22 protein-coding genes are annotated in these 18,341 nt (G+C 48.2%); 8 read left to right on the top strand and 14 right to left on the bottom strand.

From position 1 onward, the window contains the following. Window positions 1–28 precede the first annotated feature (28 nt). From QZ303_RS01335 to QZ303_RS01325, 3 genes are all read right to left on the bottom strand, one after another. Window positions 29–2,056 carry a ComEC/Rec2 family competence protein gene (locus tag QZ303_RS01335; RefSeq protein WP_295728014.1) on the bottom strand — a complete coding sequence of 676 codons (2,028 nt, stop codon included), beginning with the start codon at window positions 2,054–2,056 and terminating at the stop codon, window positions 29–31. Between the two features lie 35 nt (window positions 2,057–2,091). Beyond that, window positions 2,092–3,021 (bottom strand): putative sulfate exporter family transporter, encoded by a 930-nt coding sequence (locus QZ303_RS01330; protein WP_295728012.1) that lies wholly within the window; start codon window positions 3,019–3,021, stop codon window positions 2,092–2,094. A gap of 74 nt (window positions 3,022–3,095) precedes the next feature. Then, complete coding sequence (locus QZ303_RS01325) at window positions 3,096–3,857, bottom strand: shikimate dehydrogenase (RefSeq protein ID WP_295728010.1); 762 nt, start codon at window positions 3,855–3,857, stop codon at window positions 3,096–3,098. Between the two features lie 194 nt (window positions 3,858–4,051). Between QZ303_RS01325 and QZ303_RS01320 the strand changes: the two genes are divergently transcribed. Further along, the gene (locus QZ303_RS01320; RefSeq protein ID WP_295728008.1) at window positions 4,052–4,753 is read left to right on the top strand and encodes a Crp/Fnr family transcriptional regulator; all 702 of its coding nucleotides are present in this window, start codon (window positions 4,052–4,054) and stop codon (window positions 4,751–4,753) included. Window positions 4,754–4,791: 38 nt separating this feature from the next. On the opposite strand, the gene QZ303_RS01315 is transcribed toward QZ303_RS01320, so the two are convergent. From QZ303_RS01315 to QZ303_RS01295, 5 genes are read right to left on the bottom strand one after another with little or no spacing between them, the layout of a single operon-like run. Continuing rightward, on the bottom strand, window positions 4,792–5,763 hold the full coding sequence (locus tag QZ303_RS01315; RefSeq protein ID WP_295728005.1) for an AMP-binding protein: 972 nt from the start codon (window positions 5,761–5,763) through the stop codon (window positions 4,792–4,794). Next, entirely contained in the window at window positions 5,747–6,826 is a 1,080-nt protein-coding gene (locus QZ303_RS01310) for an o-succinylbenzoate synthase (RefSeq protein ID WP_363322814.1), read from the bottom strand. The genes QZ303_RS01315 and QZ303_RS01310 overlap by 17 nt, the downstream gene beginning before the upstream one ends. Before the next feature lie 2 nt (window positions 6,827–6,828). Then, on the bottom strand, window positions 6,829–7,647 hold the full coding sequence (gene menB, locus QZ303_RS01305) for a 1,4-dihydroxy-2-naphthoyl-CoA synthase (protein WP_295728002.1): 819 nt from the start codon (window positions 7,645–7,647) through the stop codon (window positions 6,829–6,831). 34 nt (window positions 7,648–7,681) lie between these two features. After that, a complete protein-coding gene (locus tag QZ303_RS01300) occupies window positions 7,682–7,885 on the bottom strand; it encodes a hypothetical protein (RefSeq protein ID WP_295727999.1) in 204 nt (67 codons plus the stop codon). A gap of 31 nt (window positions 7,886–7,916) precedes the next feature. Beyond that, window positions 7,917–9,428 carry a DNA methylase gene (locus QZ303_RS01295; protein WP_295727996.1) on the bottom strand — a complete coding sequence of 504 codons (1,512 nt, stop codon included), beginning with the start codon at window positions 9,426–9,428 and terminating at the stop codon, window positions 7,917–7,919. A 1,059-nt stretch (window positions 9,429–10,487) separates the two neighbouring features. Here QZ303_RS01295 and QZ303_RS01290 point away from each other — a divergent pair. From QZ303_RS01290 to QZ303_RS01260, 7 genes are all read left to right on the top strand, one after another. Further along, on the top strand, window positions 10,488–10,712 hold the full coding sequence (locus QZ303_RS01290; protein WP_295727994.1) for a hypothetical protein: 225 nt from the start codon (window positions 10,488–10,490) through the stop codon (window positions 10,710–10,712). Between the two features lie 11 nt (window positions 10,713–10,723). Continuing rightward, window positions 10,724–10,951 (top strand): hypothetical protein, encoded by a 228-nt coding sequence (locus tag QZ303_RS01285; protein WP_295727993.1) that lies wholly within the window; start codon window positions 10,724–10,726, stop codon window positions 10,949–10,951. An 11-nt stretch (window positions 10,952–10,962) separates the two neighbouring features. Further along, complete coding sequence (locus QZ303_RS01280; protein WP_295727991.1) at window positions 10,963–11,394, top strand: PcfK-like family protein; 432 nt, start codon at window positions 10,963–10,965, stop codon at window positions 11,392–11,394. Between the two features lie 13 nt (window positions 11,395–11,407). Next, the gene (locus QZ303_RS01275; protein ID WP_295727989.1) at window positions 11,408–12,742 is read left to right on the top strand and encodes a PcfJ domain-containing protein; all 1,335 of its coding nucleotides are present in this window, start codon (window positions 11,408–11,410) and stop codon (window positions 12,740–12,742) included. A 55-nt stretch (window positions 12,743–12,797) separates the two neighbouring features. Next, window positions 12,798–13,055: a hypothetical protein gene (locus QZ303_RS01270; protein ID WP_295727987.1), complete on the top strand. Its 258-nt coding sequence runs from the start codon at window positions 12,798–12,800 to the stop codon at window positions 13,053–13,055. An 11-nt stretch (window positions 13,056–13,066) separates the two neighbouring features. Then, window positions 13,067–13,282: a DUF3873 family protein gene (locus QZ303_RS01265; protein WP_295727985.1), complete on the top strand. Its 216-nt coding sequence runs from the start codon at window positions 13,067–13,069 to the stop codon at window positions 13,280–13,282. Between the two features lie 66 nt (window positions 13,283–13,348). Next, complete coding sequence (locus QZ303_RS01260) at window positions 13,349–14,398, top strand: DUF1848 domain-containing protein (RefSeq protein WP_295727983.1); 1,050 nt, start codon at window positions 13,349–13,351, stop codon at window positions 14,396–14,398. A 95-nt stretch (window positions 14,399–14,493) separates the two neighbouring features. On the opposite strand, the gene QZ303_RS01255 is transcribed toward QZ303_RS01260, so the two are convergent. The 6 genes from QZ303_RS01255 to QZ303_RS01230 form a co-directional block, all read right to left on the bottom strand. Beyond that, window positions 14,494–15,171, bottom strand: coding sequence for a hypothetical protein (locus tag QZ303_RS01255; protein ID WP_295727981.1), 678 nt, complete (start codon window positions 15,169–15,171; stop codon window positions 14,494–14,496). Further along, a complete protein-coding gene (locus QZ303_RS01250; protein WP_295727979.1) occupies window positions 15,147–15,773 on the bottom strand; it encodes a hypothetical protein in 627 nt (208 codons plus the stop codon). The genes QZ303_RS01255 and QZ303_RS01250 overlap by 25 nt, the downstream gene beginning before the upstream one ends. Before the next feature lie 212 nt (window positions 15,774–15,985). Further along, window positions 15,986–16,492: a lysozyme gene (locus QZ303_RS01245; RefSeq protein ID WP_295727977.1), complete on the bottom strand. Its 507-nt coding sequence runs from the start codon at window positions 16,490–16,492 to the stop codon at window positions 15,986–15,988. Continuing rightward, window positions 16,489–17,001: a DUF3872 domain-containing protein gene (locus QZ303_RS01240; protein ID WP_295727975.1), complete on the bottom strand. Its 513-nt coding sequence runs from the start codon at window positions 16,999–17,001 to the stop codon at window positions 16,489–16,491. Before QZ303_RS01240 ends, QZ303_RS01245 begins: the two co-directional genes overlap by 4 nt. 3 nt (window positions 17,002–17,004) lie before the next feature. Continuing rightward, window positions 17,005–17,871, bottom strand: coding sequence for a toprim domain-containing protein (locus QZ303_RS01235; protein WP_295727973.1), 867 nt, complete (start codon window positions 17,869–17,871; stop codon window positions 17,005–17,007). Between the two features lie 3 nt (window positions 17,872–17,874). Beyond that, window positions 17,875–18,339, bottom strand: coding sequence for a hypothetical protein (locus QZ303_RS01230; RefSeq protein WP_295727972.1), 465 nt, complete (start codon window positions 18,337–18,339; stop codon window positions 17,875–17,877). Between the last annotated feature and the right edge of the window lie 2 nt (window positions 18,340–18,341).

Here is an 18,341-nt window from a genome sequence, read left to right as displayed (position 1 = left end):
AGACAATCGCCACTAAACTCTCTAAGAATTACAAGCAGTCACCGGCCTCCTTGAAAGATATGCCGCGAAGTGAAATGACGGGGACCGGTGATTCAGATGAGATTGATTCATACATATTCTCATGGCGTCTTTTAGGTATGTCGCCTGAAAGAAGTATCCGCCGGGGGGATAGCGAGTCGACCACTGCCTGCCAGTCGCCACGATATCCCTGGCATATCACTGCATAATCAGCATTTAGGAATTCCCGTCGGGGTGTTCCCACTATACTATCGTGTCCTACAAGCACACACCGCTGCGGATGAGAGCTATCCGTAGGCAGATATGCCACCGGACCATCGTACAACGAGGCGGACTCTGCTCCTATGCTTTCGAAAAAGGCGGAATATTTCATGCGATACTCTGCCCGCAATGATTCCGCTATAGTAGGAGGAGCGTTAGTGATCATACTCACCTCCGAAGAATCATTTGTGCGAAATATGACGGTAGTAAAATATGAACCCTTGGGTATAAACCATCCCGGATGCGCGTCAGTCTGTCCTGGCACTCTGACAAGAATACATATGGCGATAATCCCTGACACAAAAATCGCTCCAATTACAAGGTTGCGACGCCACAATGCAATTACGCCGGTTATCAGCGTAACGTAATACGCCACCAACGCGGCGCCATGCACTTCATGCCATCCGGACAAAGGAGAAGTCATGCCTGCGACTACAGAGGCCCAGTGGTAAATTGACCAATACACCACATCTACAGCCTGACACAACCATGTCGGATCGAAACCGACGGCTTCGCAGGCCATAATCAGCAGCCCGCCAATCATCAGTACAGGCAATACAGGCACGACAGGGAGATTGGCAATCAGGAAGTAGGCCGGAAATACATGGAAATAATATAATGCCACCATACCGGTGCCAAGCATCGCCGCCAGAGATATGGCAGAAGCCGCCAGAATCCATCTGAGCCATCGAGGCACACGTTCAATTGCCGGCATTACCACCGGCATGATAAGCAGGATGCTGCCGACAGCAAGAAAAGACATCTGAAATCCCGGAGTCCATAACTGTTCCGGAGCGACAAAAAGGATAACGAGGGCGGCCACGAACATCCCATTCATAGATACGTAAGGTCTCTGCAATATGATTCCTCCACATACCATTGAAGCCATAAGAGCGGCACGTGTCACCGATGCAGACAATCCGGCCACAAAAGCATAAAGCCATATGCCTACAATCACAACCGCGCACCTTACGCGCCAGTCCCACAACAGCCCTAACGGAAACAGGAAAAAACCGAATACCATTATGACCATCCCGACATGTAGACCGCTCAGAGCCAACACATGTGCGAGTCCCGAAGATGAAAACACATCACGAGTATCCTCCGATAAAAAATCGTCGTCTCCGACAAGAACAGCCATAAGAAACGAACATGTGTCCATTGATAAACTGCTGCGCATAAGTAATGATGCGGCCCATGTACGTGCGTTCCAGGCATAACGCCTCCATGTATTTTTATGTCCTTCCACTACGATTGAATCGGAAAAGCATGTGGCAGATATGCCTCTGATGGCAAGAATCCTCACATAGTCGGGAGCATACGGTGCGTCATCGTTGAATGGTACAGACAGTTCACCATTGAAACGTATCATGTTTCCGGGCATGATATCTGAAGCAAGTCCATGTGGCAAATGCACAAGGGCTGCCATATGCGCAGTTGCGACACTGTCGAGCCTGACCATTATATGAACTCCACGGTCATTTTCGGAAACATCAAGAACCTCGGCGCTCCACCACCTTTTCCCTGAATTCACTATGTCGGTTACGTCGGGCAACTTGTGGTGTTGCATATCAATACTGCCTACACCTGTGAAAAACAAGAATATGCCTATGCTCCTGCTCCATTCGGGCAGGTATCGAGATGCAAGTACCGCACATATGCCTGTCGCAGATATACCTGCAGCTTCCCACAAAACCAATCCTTCAGACAAAAGCATGCCTGCAATGAATCCCACGAGAGGAAACATTGCAGGCACGTATGAGAGAGGAGGGCGCATATATGGAGAGGGAGGTTTTTGCTATACAGGATGCGTCATGGAATGGTAAGCTCCACTACAATAAAGCTTGATACACCTATAAGAATCCATAATGCCACGGCAAGAAGCAAAGGACGTGTGCCCACCGACTTTATTGTTGAGAGCGAAAGACTTGCCCCGATGAAGAACAACGTCAGCACAAGTCCCTTCTTGGCAAGCCATACAAGCCATGTACTGACGGCTTCCGGCAACCCGCAATAAGTATTGACTATCATTGCAAGGATAAACAGGAAGATAAACCAGGGAATACTTATTTTGGCTTTTTTGTCACGGAAGATAAGCATTGTCACAAATGCCATCGGGATTATCCATAACGCACGCGTAAGCTTTATGAGGGTGGCAAGCTGAAGAGCCTCGGGCCCATAGGCATCCCCGGCCCCGACTACCGACGAAGTGTCGTGAATGGCGATTGCAGCCCATGTGCCGAACTGTTGTTGGCTCATGTCAAAGAAATGCCCGATCGGCGGGAATATGAACAAGGCTATTGCATTAAGAATAAATATCACTCCCAGGGACACGGCCATCTCTTCTTCATCGGCATGCAACACAGGACCTACGGCGGCAATAGCACTTCCGCCACATATTGCAGTACCAGAAGAAATCAGGTAGGCGGTCTTGCGATTTATATGCATCCAATAACCGAACATCACACCGAATACCATGACACCGACCACGGATACTACGGTGAACAACATTCCCTCACTGCCTGATTTTAATGATTCAACAACGTTCATGCCAAAACCGAGACCGACCACCGAGGCTTGAAGCAGATATTTACTGCTTTTTTTATTGAATTTCGGGAAAGGACAACCGAAACATAGAGCAAACATCAGACCAATGAAAAGTGCCGATGCCGGTGTTACCGGATTGTATGCCGTTACTATGTCCCAAGGGAACAAAACGATGATTATTAAGGCGATATACATCCATCGCCCGATTGCGCTTAATGGCATATTATTTATGAAATTAGTTTATTTGTTTAGAACTCAGTTTATTGGGCTTATCTTTCCTGCCATATTTGCCATGACACGAATGCCTGCAATAACAGCATTTCAAGTCCGTTTTTGGTTTCAGCGCCCATCTCGGCGGCCTTCTTCATGAAAAGGGTCACATCCGGATTATAAAGCAGGTCGTAGCATAAATGAGCCGGCGTAAGCAGGTGATAAGGTATATCGGGGCACTCATCGACGTGCGGGTACATGCCTAAAGGCGTCGTATTAACTATTATCTTATGTGAGTCCATTATCTCAGGAGTAAGATCATCATATGTGATCACACCATCACGAGGAGTGCGTGAGACCATGACCGACTCTACTCCCAGATTGTTCAATCCCTGTCTTACTGCCTTGGCCGCCCCTCCCGTTCCAAGTATCAGAGCCCTTTTCCTATCGGAAACAATCAGTGGCTTTATTGAATCTGAGAAGCCGATTATATCCGAGTTGTATCCCTTGAGCTTTATGTCATTGTCTTTTTTGCGGATGAACTTTATCACATTCACAGCCCCGATTTTCCGTGCGTCCTCGTCAATGTCGTCAAGATACGGTATCACTTGCTCCTTATATGGAATCGTGACATTCAATCCGGCCAGCGTGGGATATTCGGCAATCACTTCCATGAGATCGCCGATGTCGGGTAACTCAAAATTGAGATAACGGGCCGGTATGCCTTCGGATTCAAATTTTTGATTGAAATAGGTCTGTGAAAACGAGTGCGTCAACGGAAATCCAATCAATCCGTATATGCGTTCTATCCGTTCTGCCATAGGAAAAAATTTATTGACACAAAGGTATGCAAATTCCGGGTCATGAGCACAAAAAAGGATTAAAAATCACAGCATAACGGCTTATTTCAACAACTTTTGTACTTGACGCAGCATTTTTTATTTTATTTATGTTTCGTATTCAAAAATATTTGTAACTTTGCACAGCATGTTGCACAACATAGCTACGCGACACGATGATTACTAAAAGTACATTGGAACGGGTGATTTCCGAAGATTTATCAGAACTTTGGTCGACGCTAAGCAGCGATGACAAGCATTTAATTATTGATAACTTCACTACTCACACCTTTAAAAAAAACCAGATAATATATGCTGAGAAGGAGGCGCCGGAATTTCTATGGTGCCTGCTCAAAGGCAAAGTAAAGCTCTACAAAGATGGCATAGGCGGCCGTCAACAGATATTGCGCCTGATTCGTCCGGTACAATATTTCGGCTACAGGGCATACTTTGCCGAGGAGTCGTATGTCTCCACAGCTGCGGCTTTTGAACCATCTACTTTGGGCTGTCTGCCAATGTCACTTGTGCAGGATTTGATACAGAACAACGTAAAACTTGCATGGTTCTTTATCAAAGAGCTTTCCCATAACCTTGGTGGCTCAGACACCAAGATTGTCAATCTCACCCAGAAGCATATACGTGGCCGTTTGGCTGAGGCTCTTATCGCCCTACGCGAAAGTTACGGCTACGAAGATGACGATGCTACCCTGCGCATCTATATGGCCCGCGAGGATCTTGCCAATCTTTCAAACATGACTACATCAAACGCCATACGTACTTTATCATGTTTCGTAAATGAGAAGATACTCATTGTCGACGGACGTCGTATAAAGATTATCAACGAATCAGCACTCCGTAAGATAAGCAAATTCGGTTGATTGTTTCTCACAGTAAGGAATTCAAAGACTACATATCATCAAGGAAGCACGCGCTTTATTTTGCCGTTTGAGGCATAAATAAAGCGCGGTGTGTTTATTACCGCCTTAGGCACACTGTGCCTTTCAAATACCTCGCGCGCGCGTCGCATTATCCGGTCACATTGCATATCGGTAGCATTCTCCACGACTATTACCGCCTCCTTCCCCCACCGTTCGCTCGGACGTCCCACAATATAGAACCGACAAGACACTGTTCCCTCAAGGAGTTTTTCCATAGCCTCGGGATGCAGTTTTATTCCTCCCGAGTTGATTACATTGTCATAGCGTCCAAGCCATTGGAATTCATTAGCTGACACCATTCGGACCATGTCATTAGTGACAATTCGCCCAAAAGTGTAGTCCGGAGCATCTATCACCAGGCAATCTCGCGAATCGGTTGAAAAACGTATACCCGGAAGCGCGGTATAAGTCAATGATTGCGATTGTAGATTTCTTAAAGCTACATGGCTGCATGTCTCGGTCATGCCATATGTAGACCACGCTTCGATTGGCACGGTACGGAGGCGTTTCTCAATATCAGCCGATACTACCCCACCACCGATGATTACGCTCCTGACATTTGATATATGCGGGCTTGACAGCAACCCTTCTACCTGCGACGGCACCACGGCGGTAAGGTCCACCCGGTCGATACCCGCAGGCAGTTCCGAGAGCGGGCATCTTGACGGCTGTTCCACCACAAGGGTCGCACCGCTCACGAAAGCACGTACCACCATCATCTTACCGGCGATATAATCGGTAGACAGCGGCAAATGCAGCACTGACGTGGAGTCTATGCCGAAATGCCGACATGTCGCCAATGCGGATAGGCGCATATCCTTTTTTTGAAGATACATCTCCTTAGGTGTACCTGTAGAGCCGGACGTATGGGCCTTCACTATCGTGGACGATGATATCCATTCATCCACAAAAGCCTCTGCGAGACCATCCTTGTCAATAATCCGCGTCATACTTTTCAGGATTTTTCCAATCGAAATCCGGGATTTCCCAACCGTCCCTCGGATCGTATCTCAGTCCGTCACCGACCTGGCGCAACGGGGATGGGATATTGTTCACATACAGTCGTCCCGTACCCAATCCCTGCGGAATGGTGGTACGCATGTTCGCACACCATTGTGCTATGGCATTAAGCCCGATGTCACTTTCAAGCGCGGAAGTAGCCCACCAGCCGATTCCACGCTCGGAGGCGAGGATGGACCATTCCGCGGCATCTGCAAAACCACCGCAAAGCGAAGGCTTCAGAATCACGTACTGAGGATGAATCAAATCGAGCAACGACGCTTTTTCATGAGTAGACCGGCAACCGATCAGCTCTTCGTCAAGAGCAATAGGGATAGGGCTTTTCCTACAGATTTCAGTCATAGCCTCAGGCTGTCCGGCTCGAATCGGCTGCTCGATCGAGTGTATGCCGAATGCGGACAACTCGGCAAGATATTCCATCGCATTCTTGGGAGAAAACGCGCCGTTGGCATCAAGGCGAAGCTCCAACCGGTCGGAGGCGTAGCGATCACGGATGTGGCGAAGAAGGTCGATCTCCTCCGCAAAGTCAATACCGCCGATTTTCAGTTTTATACAGCGAAAGCCGGCTGCAATCTTCTCGTCGATACGTTCAAGCATACGGTCGTGGCTTCCCATCCATACGAGGCCATTGATCGGTATGGCTTCTTCGCCGGCTGTCCACGGTCCGGGCCACAGGATTCTCCTTCCCCCATTACGCAGATCCGCCAATGCGCTTTCCACTCCAAAACGTATAGAACTGCTATTCACAGAGATTATGGATGTAAGTCCATTACAGGATATGTCGGCACACACCTCGCGCAGCCATTCTTCATATTCAGGGACGTCATCGACGCCAAGTCCGCGAAACAGCGCACACTCTCCTATACCGCACACGTTTGGACGGCCCTCGTCCCATATGCGGATAAAGTAGGTCTCCTTATGGGTCATCACAGCCCGCGATGTGACAGCCGGTTCGCGGAAAACGAGATTATAACGGCAATATTCCGCTTTCACGATCAACCGGGAAATTTCTGGAACTTGCTGAAGTCGGGATCGCGCTTCTCAAGGAATGCATTTTTGCCCTCCTGCGCCTCCGCCATAAGATAATAGAGCATCGTGGCATCTCCGGCAAACTCCATCATTCCGCGCTGCCCATCAAGTTCTGCATTGAGTGCACGTTTAATCATACGTATGGCCATAGGACTACGCTTCAGAATCGTCTCACACCATTCCACTGTCTCATCCTCAAGCCGGTCGAAAGGCACCACCTTGTTCACCATGCCCATCTCCTCGGCTTCCTGTGCCGTGTACTGCCGGCACAGAAACCAGATTTCACGCGCTTTCTTCTGGCCGACACATCGTGCGAGATAGCTTGATCCGAAACCGGCATCAAAACTGCCCACCTTTGGCCCGGTCTGTCCGAAGCGGGCATTCTCAGAAGCGATGGTCAGGTCGCATACCACATGGAGCACGTGGCCTCCGCCTATGGCATATCCGTTGACCATGGCGATCACAGGTTTGGGTATACTGCGGATGGACTTATGCAGGTCGAGAACATTCAAACGAGGCACACCATTGTCGTCAATATAGCCACCGATCCCTTTGACTTTCTGATCGCCGCCGGAGCAGAACGCCTTGTCGCCGGCTCCGGTAAGAACAACGACGCCGATATCGGACCGTTCACGGCATATTGACATGGCATCTAGCATCTCAAAATTGGTTTTCGGACGGAAAGCGTTATATACCTGAGGACGATTTATGGTAATCTTGGCGATACCGCCGTATTGCTGGAAAAGGATATCCTCATATTCCTTTATTGTGGTCCATTCTCTCATATCTGTCAAAATTGTATGCAAAGTTACGATTTTTTCATTTGTCACGAGATGTTTCCTTGCCGTCAAGAGCGTCATATTCTTCCTGATTGGCACGTGCTATATCACGAATCAGTTCGTCATGCCCTGTAAGGGCTGCAAATGGGGCGAACTGTGCCGCCCGATTCTCCATTGACATTTTGGGATGAGTGGCGGACACATGGTGAGGCATGTCGATAATAGTATTATAGCGTTCAGGCATTGAAATTTTTATGATGTTAAAAATGACTTTTTTATCTGCGGTGGCCGCCTATCTGGAAATTTCTGTCGCGCTGAGTGGAACCATCGGCAAAATTCAACCCGCGCAATATCGAATTCTTTCCGTGTATCTCCTTTATTCTCAATAGCGCTCTCTGAAGGCTTCGCTCACGCCGTAAATTGTTTTCTTCTTTTTCTCTTGAGGCATCGAGGTCATCGTAGTCCACGAATAGTTCGAGTTGTCGCACGGTATTACGGGATAAAATCACATCACGTTCCGCAATCAGGTGATTGACAGTGACGGTAATGCGGTGAACCAGTAGCATCGGGTTCACCGACTTGTCAAACAGATCCGCCACAGCTTCGGTAATTATTCTCGTTGATGACGTTGGAAAAGGAAGATTCACTGTGGAATGCGCATGAAACGGCACACGACGTCCATAGAAATCCGTGGATATACGGCCATGATAACGGGATGCCGTGGCAGGATCAGCCAGCGATGTGGAATCATAACCGACAACCAACATAATCTGGTCAGCGACCAAGCCTTTGTCGAGCATGTCAAGAGATATGGTTTCAGCCATTTCGCGCGCGACTACTCGAGCCTTGTCGACAGGATACGGGCATTGAAGCACCTGGCCGCTACTCATCGAACGGGTCTCCGGACGATACGCTTTCACTTGTTCCATAGTGACCGGCTCCCATCCCCATGCATGATCAATCAATAGCTCGGCATTGACTCCGAAAAGAGAGTATAGCAGATTTTCATTCTCGACAGAACATAGGGCTACATCACCCATCGTGTTCATCCCATAACTTTCAAGCCGCTTCGATATCCCGTGGCCTACTCGCCAGAAATCCGTAATCGGACGATGATTCCACAGAAGTCTGCGATAACTCATCTCGTCAAGTTCGGCGATACGCACCCCATCGGCATCGGGCTTCATCTTCTTGGCGACTATGTCCATGGCGACCTTACATAGGTACATGTTGCTCCCGATACCTGCCGTGGCTGTTATTCCTGTTGTCGCGAGCACATCGCGGATCATACGCAGGGCAAGTTCATGAGGAGTGATGCCATAGTTGCGCAGATATGATGTCGCGTCAATGAACACTTCATCAATAGAGTAGACATGTATGTCCTCCGGTGCGATATACTTAAGATAAACCTTATATATCTGTGCGCTGCGGCGCATGTATTCAGCCATCCGGGGTGTTGCTATTACGTAATCCACGGCAAGTGCCGGGTTGGAGGCAATTTCGCTCGCATGAATGGATTTTCCGGTGAATCTCCCGTATGGAGCCATATGGCTGCGTTGGCGGTTCTCCTCCCGGATGCGTTGCCTGACTTCAAAAAGCCTCGGTCGTCCTTTCAATCCATGAGCTTTCATTGAGGGAGATACGGCAAGGCATATCGTCTTTTCAGTACGTTCGACATCAGCCACTACAAGATTGGTGTCGAGCGGGTCAAGCCCCCTGTCGACACATTCCACCGAAGCGTAAAACGACTTCAGATCGATAGCTATGTAACTTCGTTGCCGTGACATATCTACAAAATTACGGAAAATTTGTGATATATGACGTAACTTGCTGGATTTTAGTGCGTCTATGTAACGTGATTGTACTTAATTCGTACTGATTGAGAAAGTTGCCGCAAACGGAGAAAATTGAGTTTTTGATTTTTAACATCTGTTTTTAATTTTTAATTGCCTCTTTTTACTCCCACAAGGTCTGATTTTGGACTTTACCCAATCCCCGACCTTGAAACCGCATCTGCTTTTTCAGTGCGAAAAAGACACGTTTTGACGCTGCAAAGATAGCGATTTTTATCGGCATGGGCAAACGTGGCGGGACATCGGCTTGCATCAGACCGTGCCAGGGATGTGTCCGGAGGCCACGCTCCGATCCGGACATACTGCAACCCCATGTCCCGCCTGACAAGTCCACGCGGATAGAGACCGCATGACATTCGCCCGATAGAACGACAGGGCGGACATCATCCGGACACTATCCCTTTTGCGGGACTATTTATCGCGTTGCCGAAACCTGTTTACACTGACTGTCCCTTTTATCTTTCGTTGCCAAACGGGATGCCGGAAATACAAAACCGGTGAAAGTGAAAGTAAGAGACGGCCTTTCACCTGCCCCGGCATTTGCACATCCCGCATCCCGTTGATTTCAATCCACGCGGATAAAGACCGCGCACTTCCACGGATCGGCGATGCCGTACCGCTCCCTGTGCGCGGACATTATCCTCTGCGGGATTACATTTCCGTCTTTTTATTTTTCTTTCCGCTGCCGCCACCAACGTGGCAGCAGGGGCGATTATGTTTTCATGGGCTTTCTTACCGGGGGAGCCATTTTTGGGTCAGGACGTACCATTGACAAACGGGTCTGTATGGGTTGCTTGACTTGACTGAACGTGCGGCGAAGGGATATTCTCCCGGCTTCGGCATAAAAATCTCCAGACCTCCTTGCGTCGGCTCGTATTTTTATGTCGAGGCCCGAACATCCCTTTTCTTCCGCCACACGCCTTGCAGGTGTCAAGCAACTCATACAACCACACTGTCTTTGGACGCATGGTTCAAAAAAAAGCTCCCACCGATATGAAAGCCACAAGAAAACATAAAGATTTTAAGTCAAGGCAAGCTCGCCAATCCTCCTATCTATACCGCATAATCACAAAGGCGGTCAAGGTGGTGGCAATCATCATCGGAGCAGTAATCGGGATAGCGTTGTGGGCAGTGGTCAGACCCATATTAAGGGGCATAGGCTGGCTCATATCAATCCTAACCGCAGCAGGGGCAATCTATTGGTTAATGACACTCTAAAATTCAAGAATATGGCAACGAAAAGAAACTCCAAGACCTTGGAACAGCAAGCACGATACTACGGGGTTGACGATATATCCGAGTATATGGTTGAAACATACCTCAACAGCAACATATCCACATACCGTCAGCTATTCCAAGAACTACGGGGCGAGAGTCGCAGAGAGTTTGTAAGACGGCTCTTTGAAATGGAACTCAACCACACCGATATAGAAAAAATGATACTGACAATCCTCTAAAACCCACGACTATGGCAACGAAAGAAAACAAAGGCACACAAGCCTTCAACGACACTATCAAGGCTTATCTCGAAGAACGAGCAGAGAATGACGCATTGTTTGCCGTAAAGTTCGCAAATCCCTCAAAATCCGTGGAGGACTGCGTGACCTATATCCTCAACCAAGTGCAGAAAAGCGGTTGCAACGGCTTTACCGATGCGGAGGTGTACGGAATGGCAATCCACTACTACGAGGAAAAGGAAATTGAGGTCGGCAACCCAATCAACTGCAAAGTGGTGGTGAACCATACGGTAGAACTCACCGAGGAGGAAAAGGAAGAGGCACGGCAAGAGGCAATAGCCAAACTCCGAGACGAGCAGGTTGCGAAGATGCGCAAAACCACCGCGAAGAAAGCCACCGAAAACAAACCACAAGTTGAACAACCAAGTCTATTTGACTTTTAACCCCCATACCGCTATGAAACCCAAGACCGCAATACAAAAGAAAGTGGCACAACTCTCAGCCACCCTCCGCCCTCTTACCGCCAGGCAGGAAGAATGGGCATATGCAAACTGCATCGAGCATTTTGCCTACCGAACCAAGAGCGGGATACTTACCTGTTCCGACTGCGGACACCAATGGAAAAGTGGGAACGGCAGTCTATGCGACAACCTTGCAGGTTGCAGATGTCCTCACTGCGGTGCTGAACTAAAAGTGTACGAAACACTCAAACGTACCGACCGACAGACGCAGTATTTCAGCGTTATCACCACTCACAAGGGTTTTCAGTTAATCCGTGTTGCGCAGATGGAATCCGTCAGCAAGAAAGGCGAGCCGAGGAAGAACTACTGCAAGGAGGTGGTGCAACGTTGGATTTCTCCCGACGGAAAGGTTACCACAATGGCGTTGCTCCGTGGCTTCACATTTATGTACGACTGCGACAGCTGGTCTGAATGGAGCGGAATGGAGATACGCCCACATAACCCACTATACGATAATGTATGTGTATGGGGAAAGACATATCCACACAAAAGGTATATACCCCAACTCAAGCGCAACGGATTTAAGGGCGATTTCCACGGCATATCTCCCATAATCCTTTTCAAAAGGCTCTTGTCCGACCCACGGATGGAGACGCTGATGAAAGGCGGAAAGATTGAGGAAATGAGATACTTTATGCTCAATCCGACAAACACCGATGACTTTTGGGCATCGTACCTAATCGCCCAACGCCACCGCTACCAGATCAACAACATATCCATGTGGTGCGACTATCTCCGAATGTTGGTGAACTTAGGCGAGGACATACGCAACCCCAAGAACATCTGCCCGGAAGATTTCATAGAGGCGCACGACAAGGCCAACCGCAGGATTGAGGCAAAGCACCGAAAGGAATGTGCCGAGGCACAAAGGCGCATGGAGATAGAAAGACGTGAGCGTGAACAGCGGAGATTGCTCCAAGAGCAGCAGCGAGAGGAGGATTTCAAGGCTCTCAAATCCAAGTTCTTCGGACTGATAATCACCGACAATGAAATATCGGTGAAGGTGCTTGAAAGCATCGAGGAGTATTACGAGGAGGGGAAGGTGCAGAACATCTGCGTTTTCGGCTCGGAATACTACAAGAAAGCCGACACCCTCGTACTCTCGGCAAGGATAGACGGCAGGATAATTGAAACGGTGGAGGTTGACTTGCAGACACTCAAAGTGGTGCAGTGCCACGGCAGGGACAATGAAGACACCGAGTATCACCAGCGCATCATCGACCTTGTTAATTCCAACGCCAAACTCATCCGAGAGAGAATGACCGCATAAACCCATAACCCGACTACCGATTGAAATATATCGGTAGTCACCAAATCCCAAGAATATGAACGTGACATTTGAACATACGACCGTCATTTATGACAATGACATCGCCGAGGTGCTTATAGGCTTTGTGAACCACATACTTATCGCCTATGACGAGGACACTCTAAGGAGATTGATAGCCGACTATGCGGAGAAATCGGCACTTGACCGATACTTCGTATATGGATTTGGCAAGCATCATTTTTGGCTCTCCCAAAAGAAAGTCTCCGACCCCGAAAAGATATTCAACTACCGCATACTGATTGTAAAATTCTAAAACATACCGATATGGCAACAAAAATGACAAGGTACGGGGTATCAACCACCGTCAGCGGAGAACAATATGAAAAGTTCTATTCCTCCCACCGGGGAAAAAAGGCAATACGCATAATGTACGATTGGCGCGACCCCGACACAAACGAACTTTTCTCCTGCGTCGCACCCACCCTCAAAGAGTGCAGACAAAAGCGTGACGAATGGATAGCGAGACAGCGAAAAAACTAATAACACGGAACGGTGTTGAGTGTTAAGGACAGCGACACCCTACACCGCTCCATAAAATCCACCTATATGAACGACAAGACTGAAATAAGGCTTGACAGCGGAAAGACCGCGACAGCCCAATGCCCCGTGATAATATCCGCAAGCAGGAGCACCGACATCCCCGCCTTTTATTCCGAATGGTTTTTCAACCGTCTCAAAAAAGGATATTCGGCTTGGATAAATCCCTACAACTCATCAAAAATCAACATAAGCTACGGGCGCACCAAATTCATCGTGTTCTGGTCAAAGAACCCCAAACCGTTGCTTGGACACCTTGACACGCTTGATGAACTCGGCATCGGCTGCTACATACAATACACGCTCAACGATTACGGAGAGGAAGGCCTTGAAAAAGGCGTACCCCCTTTGTCACAGCGCATCGACACTTTCCGTATGCTCGTTGACCGTCTCGGCAAAGGCAGGGTGATATGGCGTTTTGACCCTCTTATCCTTACTGACCGCATAGACGCGGACTTGCTCCTGCGGAAGATTGAGGCTGTCGGAGACGCTCTGAACGGATATACCGAAAAACTTGTGTTCAGCTTTGCCGACATCGTTTCGTACCGCAGGGTCAAGTCAAACCTTGAACTCAACGGGATACGCTACACTGATTGGTCAGAGGAAATGATGCGCGGTTTCGCGGGGGAACTCTCAATGCTCAATAAAAAGTGGGGATATGAACTCGCTACCTGCGGGGAGCGCGTTAACCTCTCGGAATACGGCATACAAAAGAACCACTGCATAGACGACCGCCTCATAGTCCGTTTCGGACACCGCTCAAAGGAGTTAATGGAATATCTCGGCGCAAGGATTATACAACCCTCGCTCTTCGGCACGGATGTTCCCGAAAACGCCATCCACCTTGACGGAAGAGGTTTCGCGGTCATAACGCAGGACAACCGCGACAGGGGACAGCGAGAGGTCTGCGGTTGTATGAAAAGCAAGGACATCGGAGAATACAGCACCTGCCCCCACCTTTGCGAATACTGTTATGCCAACAGCTCAAAGGAGTGCGCACTTCAAAATTGGAGGCTCCACCGACAAAACCCCGACGCCGAAACCATAACCGGAAGATAGATTTTTATTTCGTTGCATAGCCAGCCCCCGCCAAACCGTTGAAGGCTTGACGGGGGCATTTTTAGCTCAAAATTTCGGCCGCCACAGGCGGCTTATCATTGCTCGTCTGGAATGGCTCTGTAATACCATGTCAAATCCGCTGGATTACAGGGAACATTTTTATTCCAATATATACCAGATATATCGCTATTGACGTAAAATATTTGAGTAACCCCAGTCTCATAACCAGTCCAAGTGTCAGGAACAGTGGTATGAAATCCGACTTTCGTCAGTGAGGGAGGGTTAAATCCCATTTTATTCTCAGTGGCATATTTGTTGTTGGACGGAAAAAGGCTATACCCTTTAGAAACTGGTAAGTCTTTATAATATGTTATGAACTTACCGATATAGACTGTGGTCGGATTAATGCCATATTTTTCTAATCCTCCTAATAGATATTTTTTATTATCTTTTGGCTTGGATTCTCTGTCATAACCTGTTGGCGCGATAGCTCTGGAAACCATAACATCATCAATGTCATTTCCCATATTTATGGTGTCAAAATTGATGACATAAGTGGTGGTATCTTCCAATACGATTTGCTCCCCATTGGAAAGAATAACGGTTTCCGTACCATCGGCATTTTTAACTAATGCATTTTTAACGACTGCACCATCGGCAAGCGCATTTGCATCATCAAGAGCATCAGACGTACATGCTCCAACCAAAACGCTCATAACGCCAACGAAGGCAATGACAAGCATCTTGTTCATTTTTTTACTGTAAAATTCCATATTAATTTATTTGTTAATGGTAAGTCTATGTAAACACCCGCTAATTTATCGTTATAACCGATATATCTAAAACAAGTATAGAATACATATTTAGGATATTGATTGTTATAATCGATATCGAAAGACCTATTAGAAGTCCACGGAGAATATCCCATGTTATTAAGTGGCATAACCGGAATATAATCTTCCCCCGATAAGGGAATTGGCATATATGACACGTACTTTATTGTAGCGCAATAAAATACTTTGTTTGGCTCAAGTCCATATTTTTTTATCCAATCACCAAATTTTGCCTTTTCCCAATGTCCTATAAATCTATCATCATATCCTTCAATAGAATATGACTCTTCTTGCAGATAAGGACCCCGATTATTAGAAATGAATGAATATTTACATGGGAATAGCGAAGTATAGGAATGTAAAAAATCAGACTCATTGCCATAGTAAACAATTTCATCGCTACTAAGAGTAATCCTATTCCCATCAGTCATAACCAATGGTAAATCATCATCCTTATTACAGGCCTGCGAAATGACAAGAATTAACAATGCGCTCAAAATCTCTAAGGCTCTATTCCTTTTTCTTTTGAGTACATATGACATCTGTATCCTATTGCGATATACCATTCGACTTAAACGTTTAGTAATTTACGTTCACAAAAGTATGTAAAAATGTTTTAATACGCAAATTAAGCGGCAAGATTTTTACTAAACTTCTTGCCGCTATTGTATATATTCCTGTTAATTTGGATTTTATATATGGTTTTATCCAAGCATTTTTTTAGATTATAATTAGCATGAAAACCATAATGTTTTTATTTTTGGTTATGAGAATCATAAAGATAAAGAAACTCTATAATTCGCCTTCGATGCAGCTGCTTATGGAATTTTCCCTTGTAACGGCAATGCGATGTGTAGGACTTGTAGATGTCGCGGTTGCCCGATTTGAGTCGTCTGTAAACGCCGGATTTGTTGACGACACCGGGACCGCAGTTGTACGCCAGCACACCGAGGAGCAACGCATCATCCGGTCTGAAATCGTCATAGAGGGCGATGAACCTGCGGAGATCCCTGCGGAGCAGGGCATCCGCCTGTCTCTCGGTGAGCTGGACACCGCGTCTGAACGGCTCTCCCGGCTGCACCATATGTCCGTATCCGACCGCCGGCCAGTGGCATGGGCGGTGGAGCGTCTCGAACTTCTTTATAATCAGCACGGCACGTTCAAACGGAGGCAGGTCCATTATGCTTTTTCTCGCGTGGGCGGCGGGCGTTGTTGCCGCAAGGGTCAGCAACGCCACGAAGAACATTACCAGCCTCCTCATCGCACCACCGGGATTACGGGATTGACCACCGGTCTGAGGATGTCCGTACTGTCGTTGTCCTCCTTGTCATTGTTGTTGAACTCGAATGTGCGTTCCCACGGGGTCGAACCGAAATTGTCCTCCACAACGACGAGGTATCTATGCTCCCCTGAAGATTTCGCCGTATAGTTCAGGCGGAAAGTCTTGCTTTCAAGCAATACGCGGTCATTGTTGACCAGCACCGGGCCGTCAACAAGTCTGAGCGAGCCTTCCCCGTCATACTGGAAATAGCGGATTGTGTAGAGGGTGTTGGTGTAGCTGCCTTCGGGTACGATTTCAAAACGCAGCTCCACGGTCTGACCCTTGACAATCTTGTCGGTAAACGGCATGACCTCCACGGTAAAAGGATAGGACTGTTGCACGTCGAGGTCGTCGGAGCATGACGCGAGACCGCACACGGCGGCTATTGCGAGGGAGACGAGAGCCATGAGGCCGAATGTTTTCCTGTATTTATTCTTGATGATTTCCATAATTCAAAGTCTGTGTTTAATTGTCACTTTCCGGCACGAGGCCACAAGATAGTCGTTCAAATCCTTATGTTCCGGATACATCGCCGACTTGTCGATAACCTTCTCCGCGTATTCCCTGCGGAGCGACGCGAGGGCACTCCGCCCGGCAACGTCATTGTCAAGGTAGCAGAGGATGCGGTCGTATCCGTTTAGAAACGGTTTTGCCTTTGCGAGATTGGCTACCGAGTTGAGCACCACGGTGTCCGTCCCGTCGTTCAATCCGAGGCGTTCCGCCGAAAGAAAGTCGATAAAGCCCTCGAACACGTTGCACCGTGGATTTCCCCTCCGGATGCAGGTGATGTTCTTCGGAGGAAACGCGCCTTTCCAGAACCTGTTCCTAAGCTCGTATCCGTGGGCGTTGTTCCCGAACCCCACGGCATAATAGTCCTTGCCGTGCAGCCGGTAATCCACCTGTACGCAATACCGGGCGGCAATATCCGACGGTATCCCGCGCTCCGCGAGGTAGCGCAGCAGGGAGGGGGATTCAAGACGTGAGACACTTACGTTCTCGAATGTCGGCTCCTCCTTGAAAGGGACAGGTTTGTACGGCTCCGCGACAGGCATCCTCATTGTCTCGGCGATATAACGCGCCTGTCCGATGAAGTCCGTTTTGCCCGACAGCTCACCGGCAAGGGTGAATATGTCGCCTCCGGCACCTGTCCCGAAGTCGAACCATACCCCGCGCCCCGGCCTGACATGGAATGAGGGTCTGCGCTCGTTGCGGTACGGGGCACGGTACCACAGTCCCTTGCTGTCGCGTCCTGTCGGCTCATAGCCGAGATGATGAAGGAAGTCTACAAGGGATATTCCTTTTATAGCATCTATATCCATAATCTAAAATCTAATTCTGCGTCTGGGTTTGGGCTGCTGTTGCTTGGGCTGTTCTTTCGGCGGCTCAACCTTTGTGGCTGCTTTTAGCGTTTCAGGCTTACTGACTGGCATTGCCACCACAACATTACCCTCGGCTTCCTTCCCATTGGCGGTAACTCCGTAGGTTTTGAAATCCCTAACCCCTTTCATCTGCGTTGCGATGTAGAGGTTCAACTCGGAGCGGTTGCAGCTCCCTGTCAGCTCGTAGGCGAGATCATAAATGCCGCCGTAGTATTTTTCAGGCTCATTGCTGTCATACCAGCCGTTCTTTTCAGTGTCAACCACCATAGTGGCGTTGCTGTCGGCTGAATAAGGCGCATTGTATGTCAAGCGGTTGCCGTTTCTTTTTTTCGGCTCATAGCCGAGAGCCTTCATAAAATCCTCCAGCGGAAGATTCTTGATGTCAAGGTCTATCACAATCAATCCCATAG

This window comes from uncultured Muribaculum sp. (assembly GCF_910583865.1).
GTDB lineage: Bacteria > Bacteroidota > Bacteroidia > Bacteroidales > Muribaculaceae > Muribaculum.
The sequence above is the reverse complement of the archived record's forward strand: the minus strand, read 5'-3'. Positions and strand labels throughout refer to the sequence as shown.

Excerpts from the sequence above, each read along its gene's own strand:
- QZ303_RS01290 (WP_295727994.1), top strand. The coding sequence starts at position 10,488 with ATGAAAGCCACAAGAAAACATAAAGATTTTAAGTCAAGGCAAGCTCGC.
- QZ303_RS01235 (WP_295727973.1), bottom strand. The coding sequence starts at position 17,871 with ATGGATATAGATGCTATAAAAGGAATATCCCTTGTAGACTTCCTTCAT.
- QZ303_RS01255 (WP_295727981.1), bottom strand. The coding sequence starts at position 15,171 with ATGGAATTTTACAGTAAAAAAATGAACAAGATGCTTGTCATTGCCTTC.
- QZ303_RS01260 (WP_295727983.1), top strand. The coding sequence starts at position 13,349 with ATGAACGACAAGACTGAAATAAGGCTTGACAGCGGAAAGACCGCGACA.
- QZ303_RS01325 (WP_295728010.1), bottom strand. The coding sequence starts at position 3,857 with ATGGCAGAACGGATAGAACGCATATACGGATTGATTGGATTTCCGTTG.
- QZ303_RS01270 (WP_295727987.1), top strand. The coding sequence starts at position 12,798 with ATGAACGTGACATTTGAACATACGACCGTCATTTATGACAATGACATC.
- QZ303_RS01245 (WP_295727977.1), bottom strand. The coding sequence starts at position 16,492 with ATGAGGAGGCTGGTAATGTTCTTCGTGGCGTTGCTGACCCTTGCGGCA.
- QZ303_RS01315 (WP_295728005.1), bottom strand. The coding sequence starts at position 5,763 with ATGACGCGGATTATTGACAAGGATGGTCTCGCAGAGGCTTTTGTGGAT.
- QZ303_RS01250 (WP_295727979.1), bottom strand. The coding sequence starts at position 15,773 with ATGTCATATGTACTCAAAAGAAAAAGGAATAGAGCCTTAGAGATTTTG.
- QZ303_RS01320 (WP_295728008.1), top strand. The coding sequence starts at position 4,052 with ATGATTACTAAAAGTACATTGGAACGGGTGATTTCCGAAGATTTATCA.
- QZ303_RS01240 (WP_295727975.1), bottom strand. The coding sequence starts at position 17,001 with ATGGAAATCATCAAGAATAAATACAGGAAAACATTCGGCCTCATGGCT.
- QZ303_RS01295 (WP_295727996.1), bottom strand. The coding sequence starts at position 9,428 with ATGTCACGGCAACGAAGTTACATAGCTATCGATCTGAAGTCGTTTTAC.
- QZ303_RS01300 (WP_295727999.1), bottom strand. The coding sequence starts at position 7,885 with ATGCCTGAACGCTATAATACTATTATCGACATGCCTCACCATGTGTCC.
- QZ303_RS01285 (WP_295727993.1), top strand. The coding sequence starts at position 10,724 with ATGGCAACGAAAAGAAACTCCAAGACCTTGGAACAGCAAGCACGATAC.
- menB (WP_295728002.1), bottom strand. The coding sequence starts at position 7,647 with ATGAGAGAATGGACCACAATAAAGGAATATGAGGATATCCTTTTCCAG.
- QZ303_RS01230 (WP_295727972.1), bottom strand. The coding sequence starts at position 18,339 with ATGGGATTGATTGTGATAGACCTTGACATCAAGAATCTTCCGCTGGAG.
- QZ303_RS01330 (WP_295728012.1), bottom strand. The coding sequence starts at position 3,021 with ATGTATATCGCCTTAATAATCATCGTTTTGTTCCCTTGGGACATAGTA.
- QZ303_RS01335 (WP_295728014.1), bottom strand. The coding sequence starts at position 2,056 with ATGCGCCCTCCTCTCTCATACGTGCCTGCAATGTTTCCTCTCGTGGGA.
- QZ303_RS01275 (WP_295727989.1), top strand. The coding sequence starts at position 11,408 with ATGAAACCCAAGACCGCAATACAAAAGAAAGTGGCACAACTCTCAGCC.
- QZ303_RS01265 (WP_295727985.1), top strand. The coding sequence starts at position 13,067 with ATGGCAACAAAAATGACAAGGTACGGGGTATCAACCACCGTCAGCGGA.
- QZ303_RS01280 (WP_295727991.1), top strand. The coding sequence starts at position 10,963 with ATGGCAACGAAAGAAAACAAAGGCACACAAGCCTTCAACGACACTATC.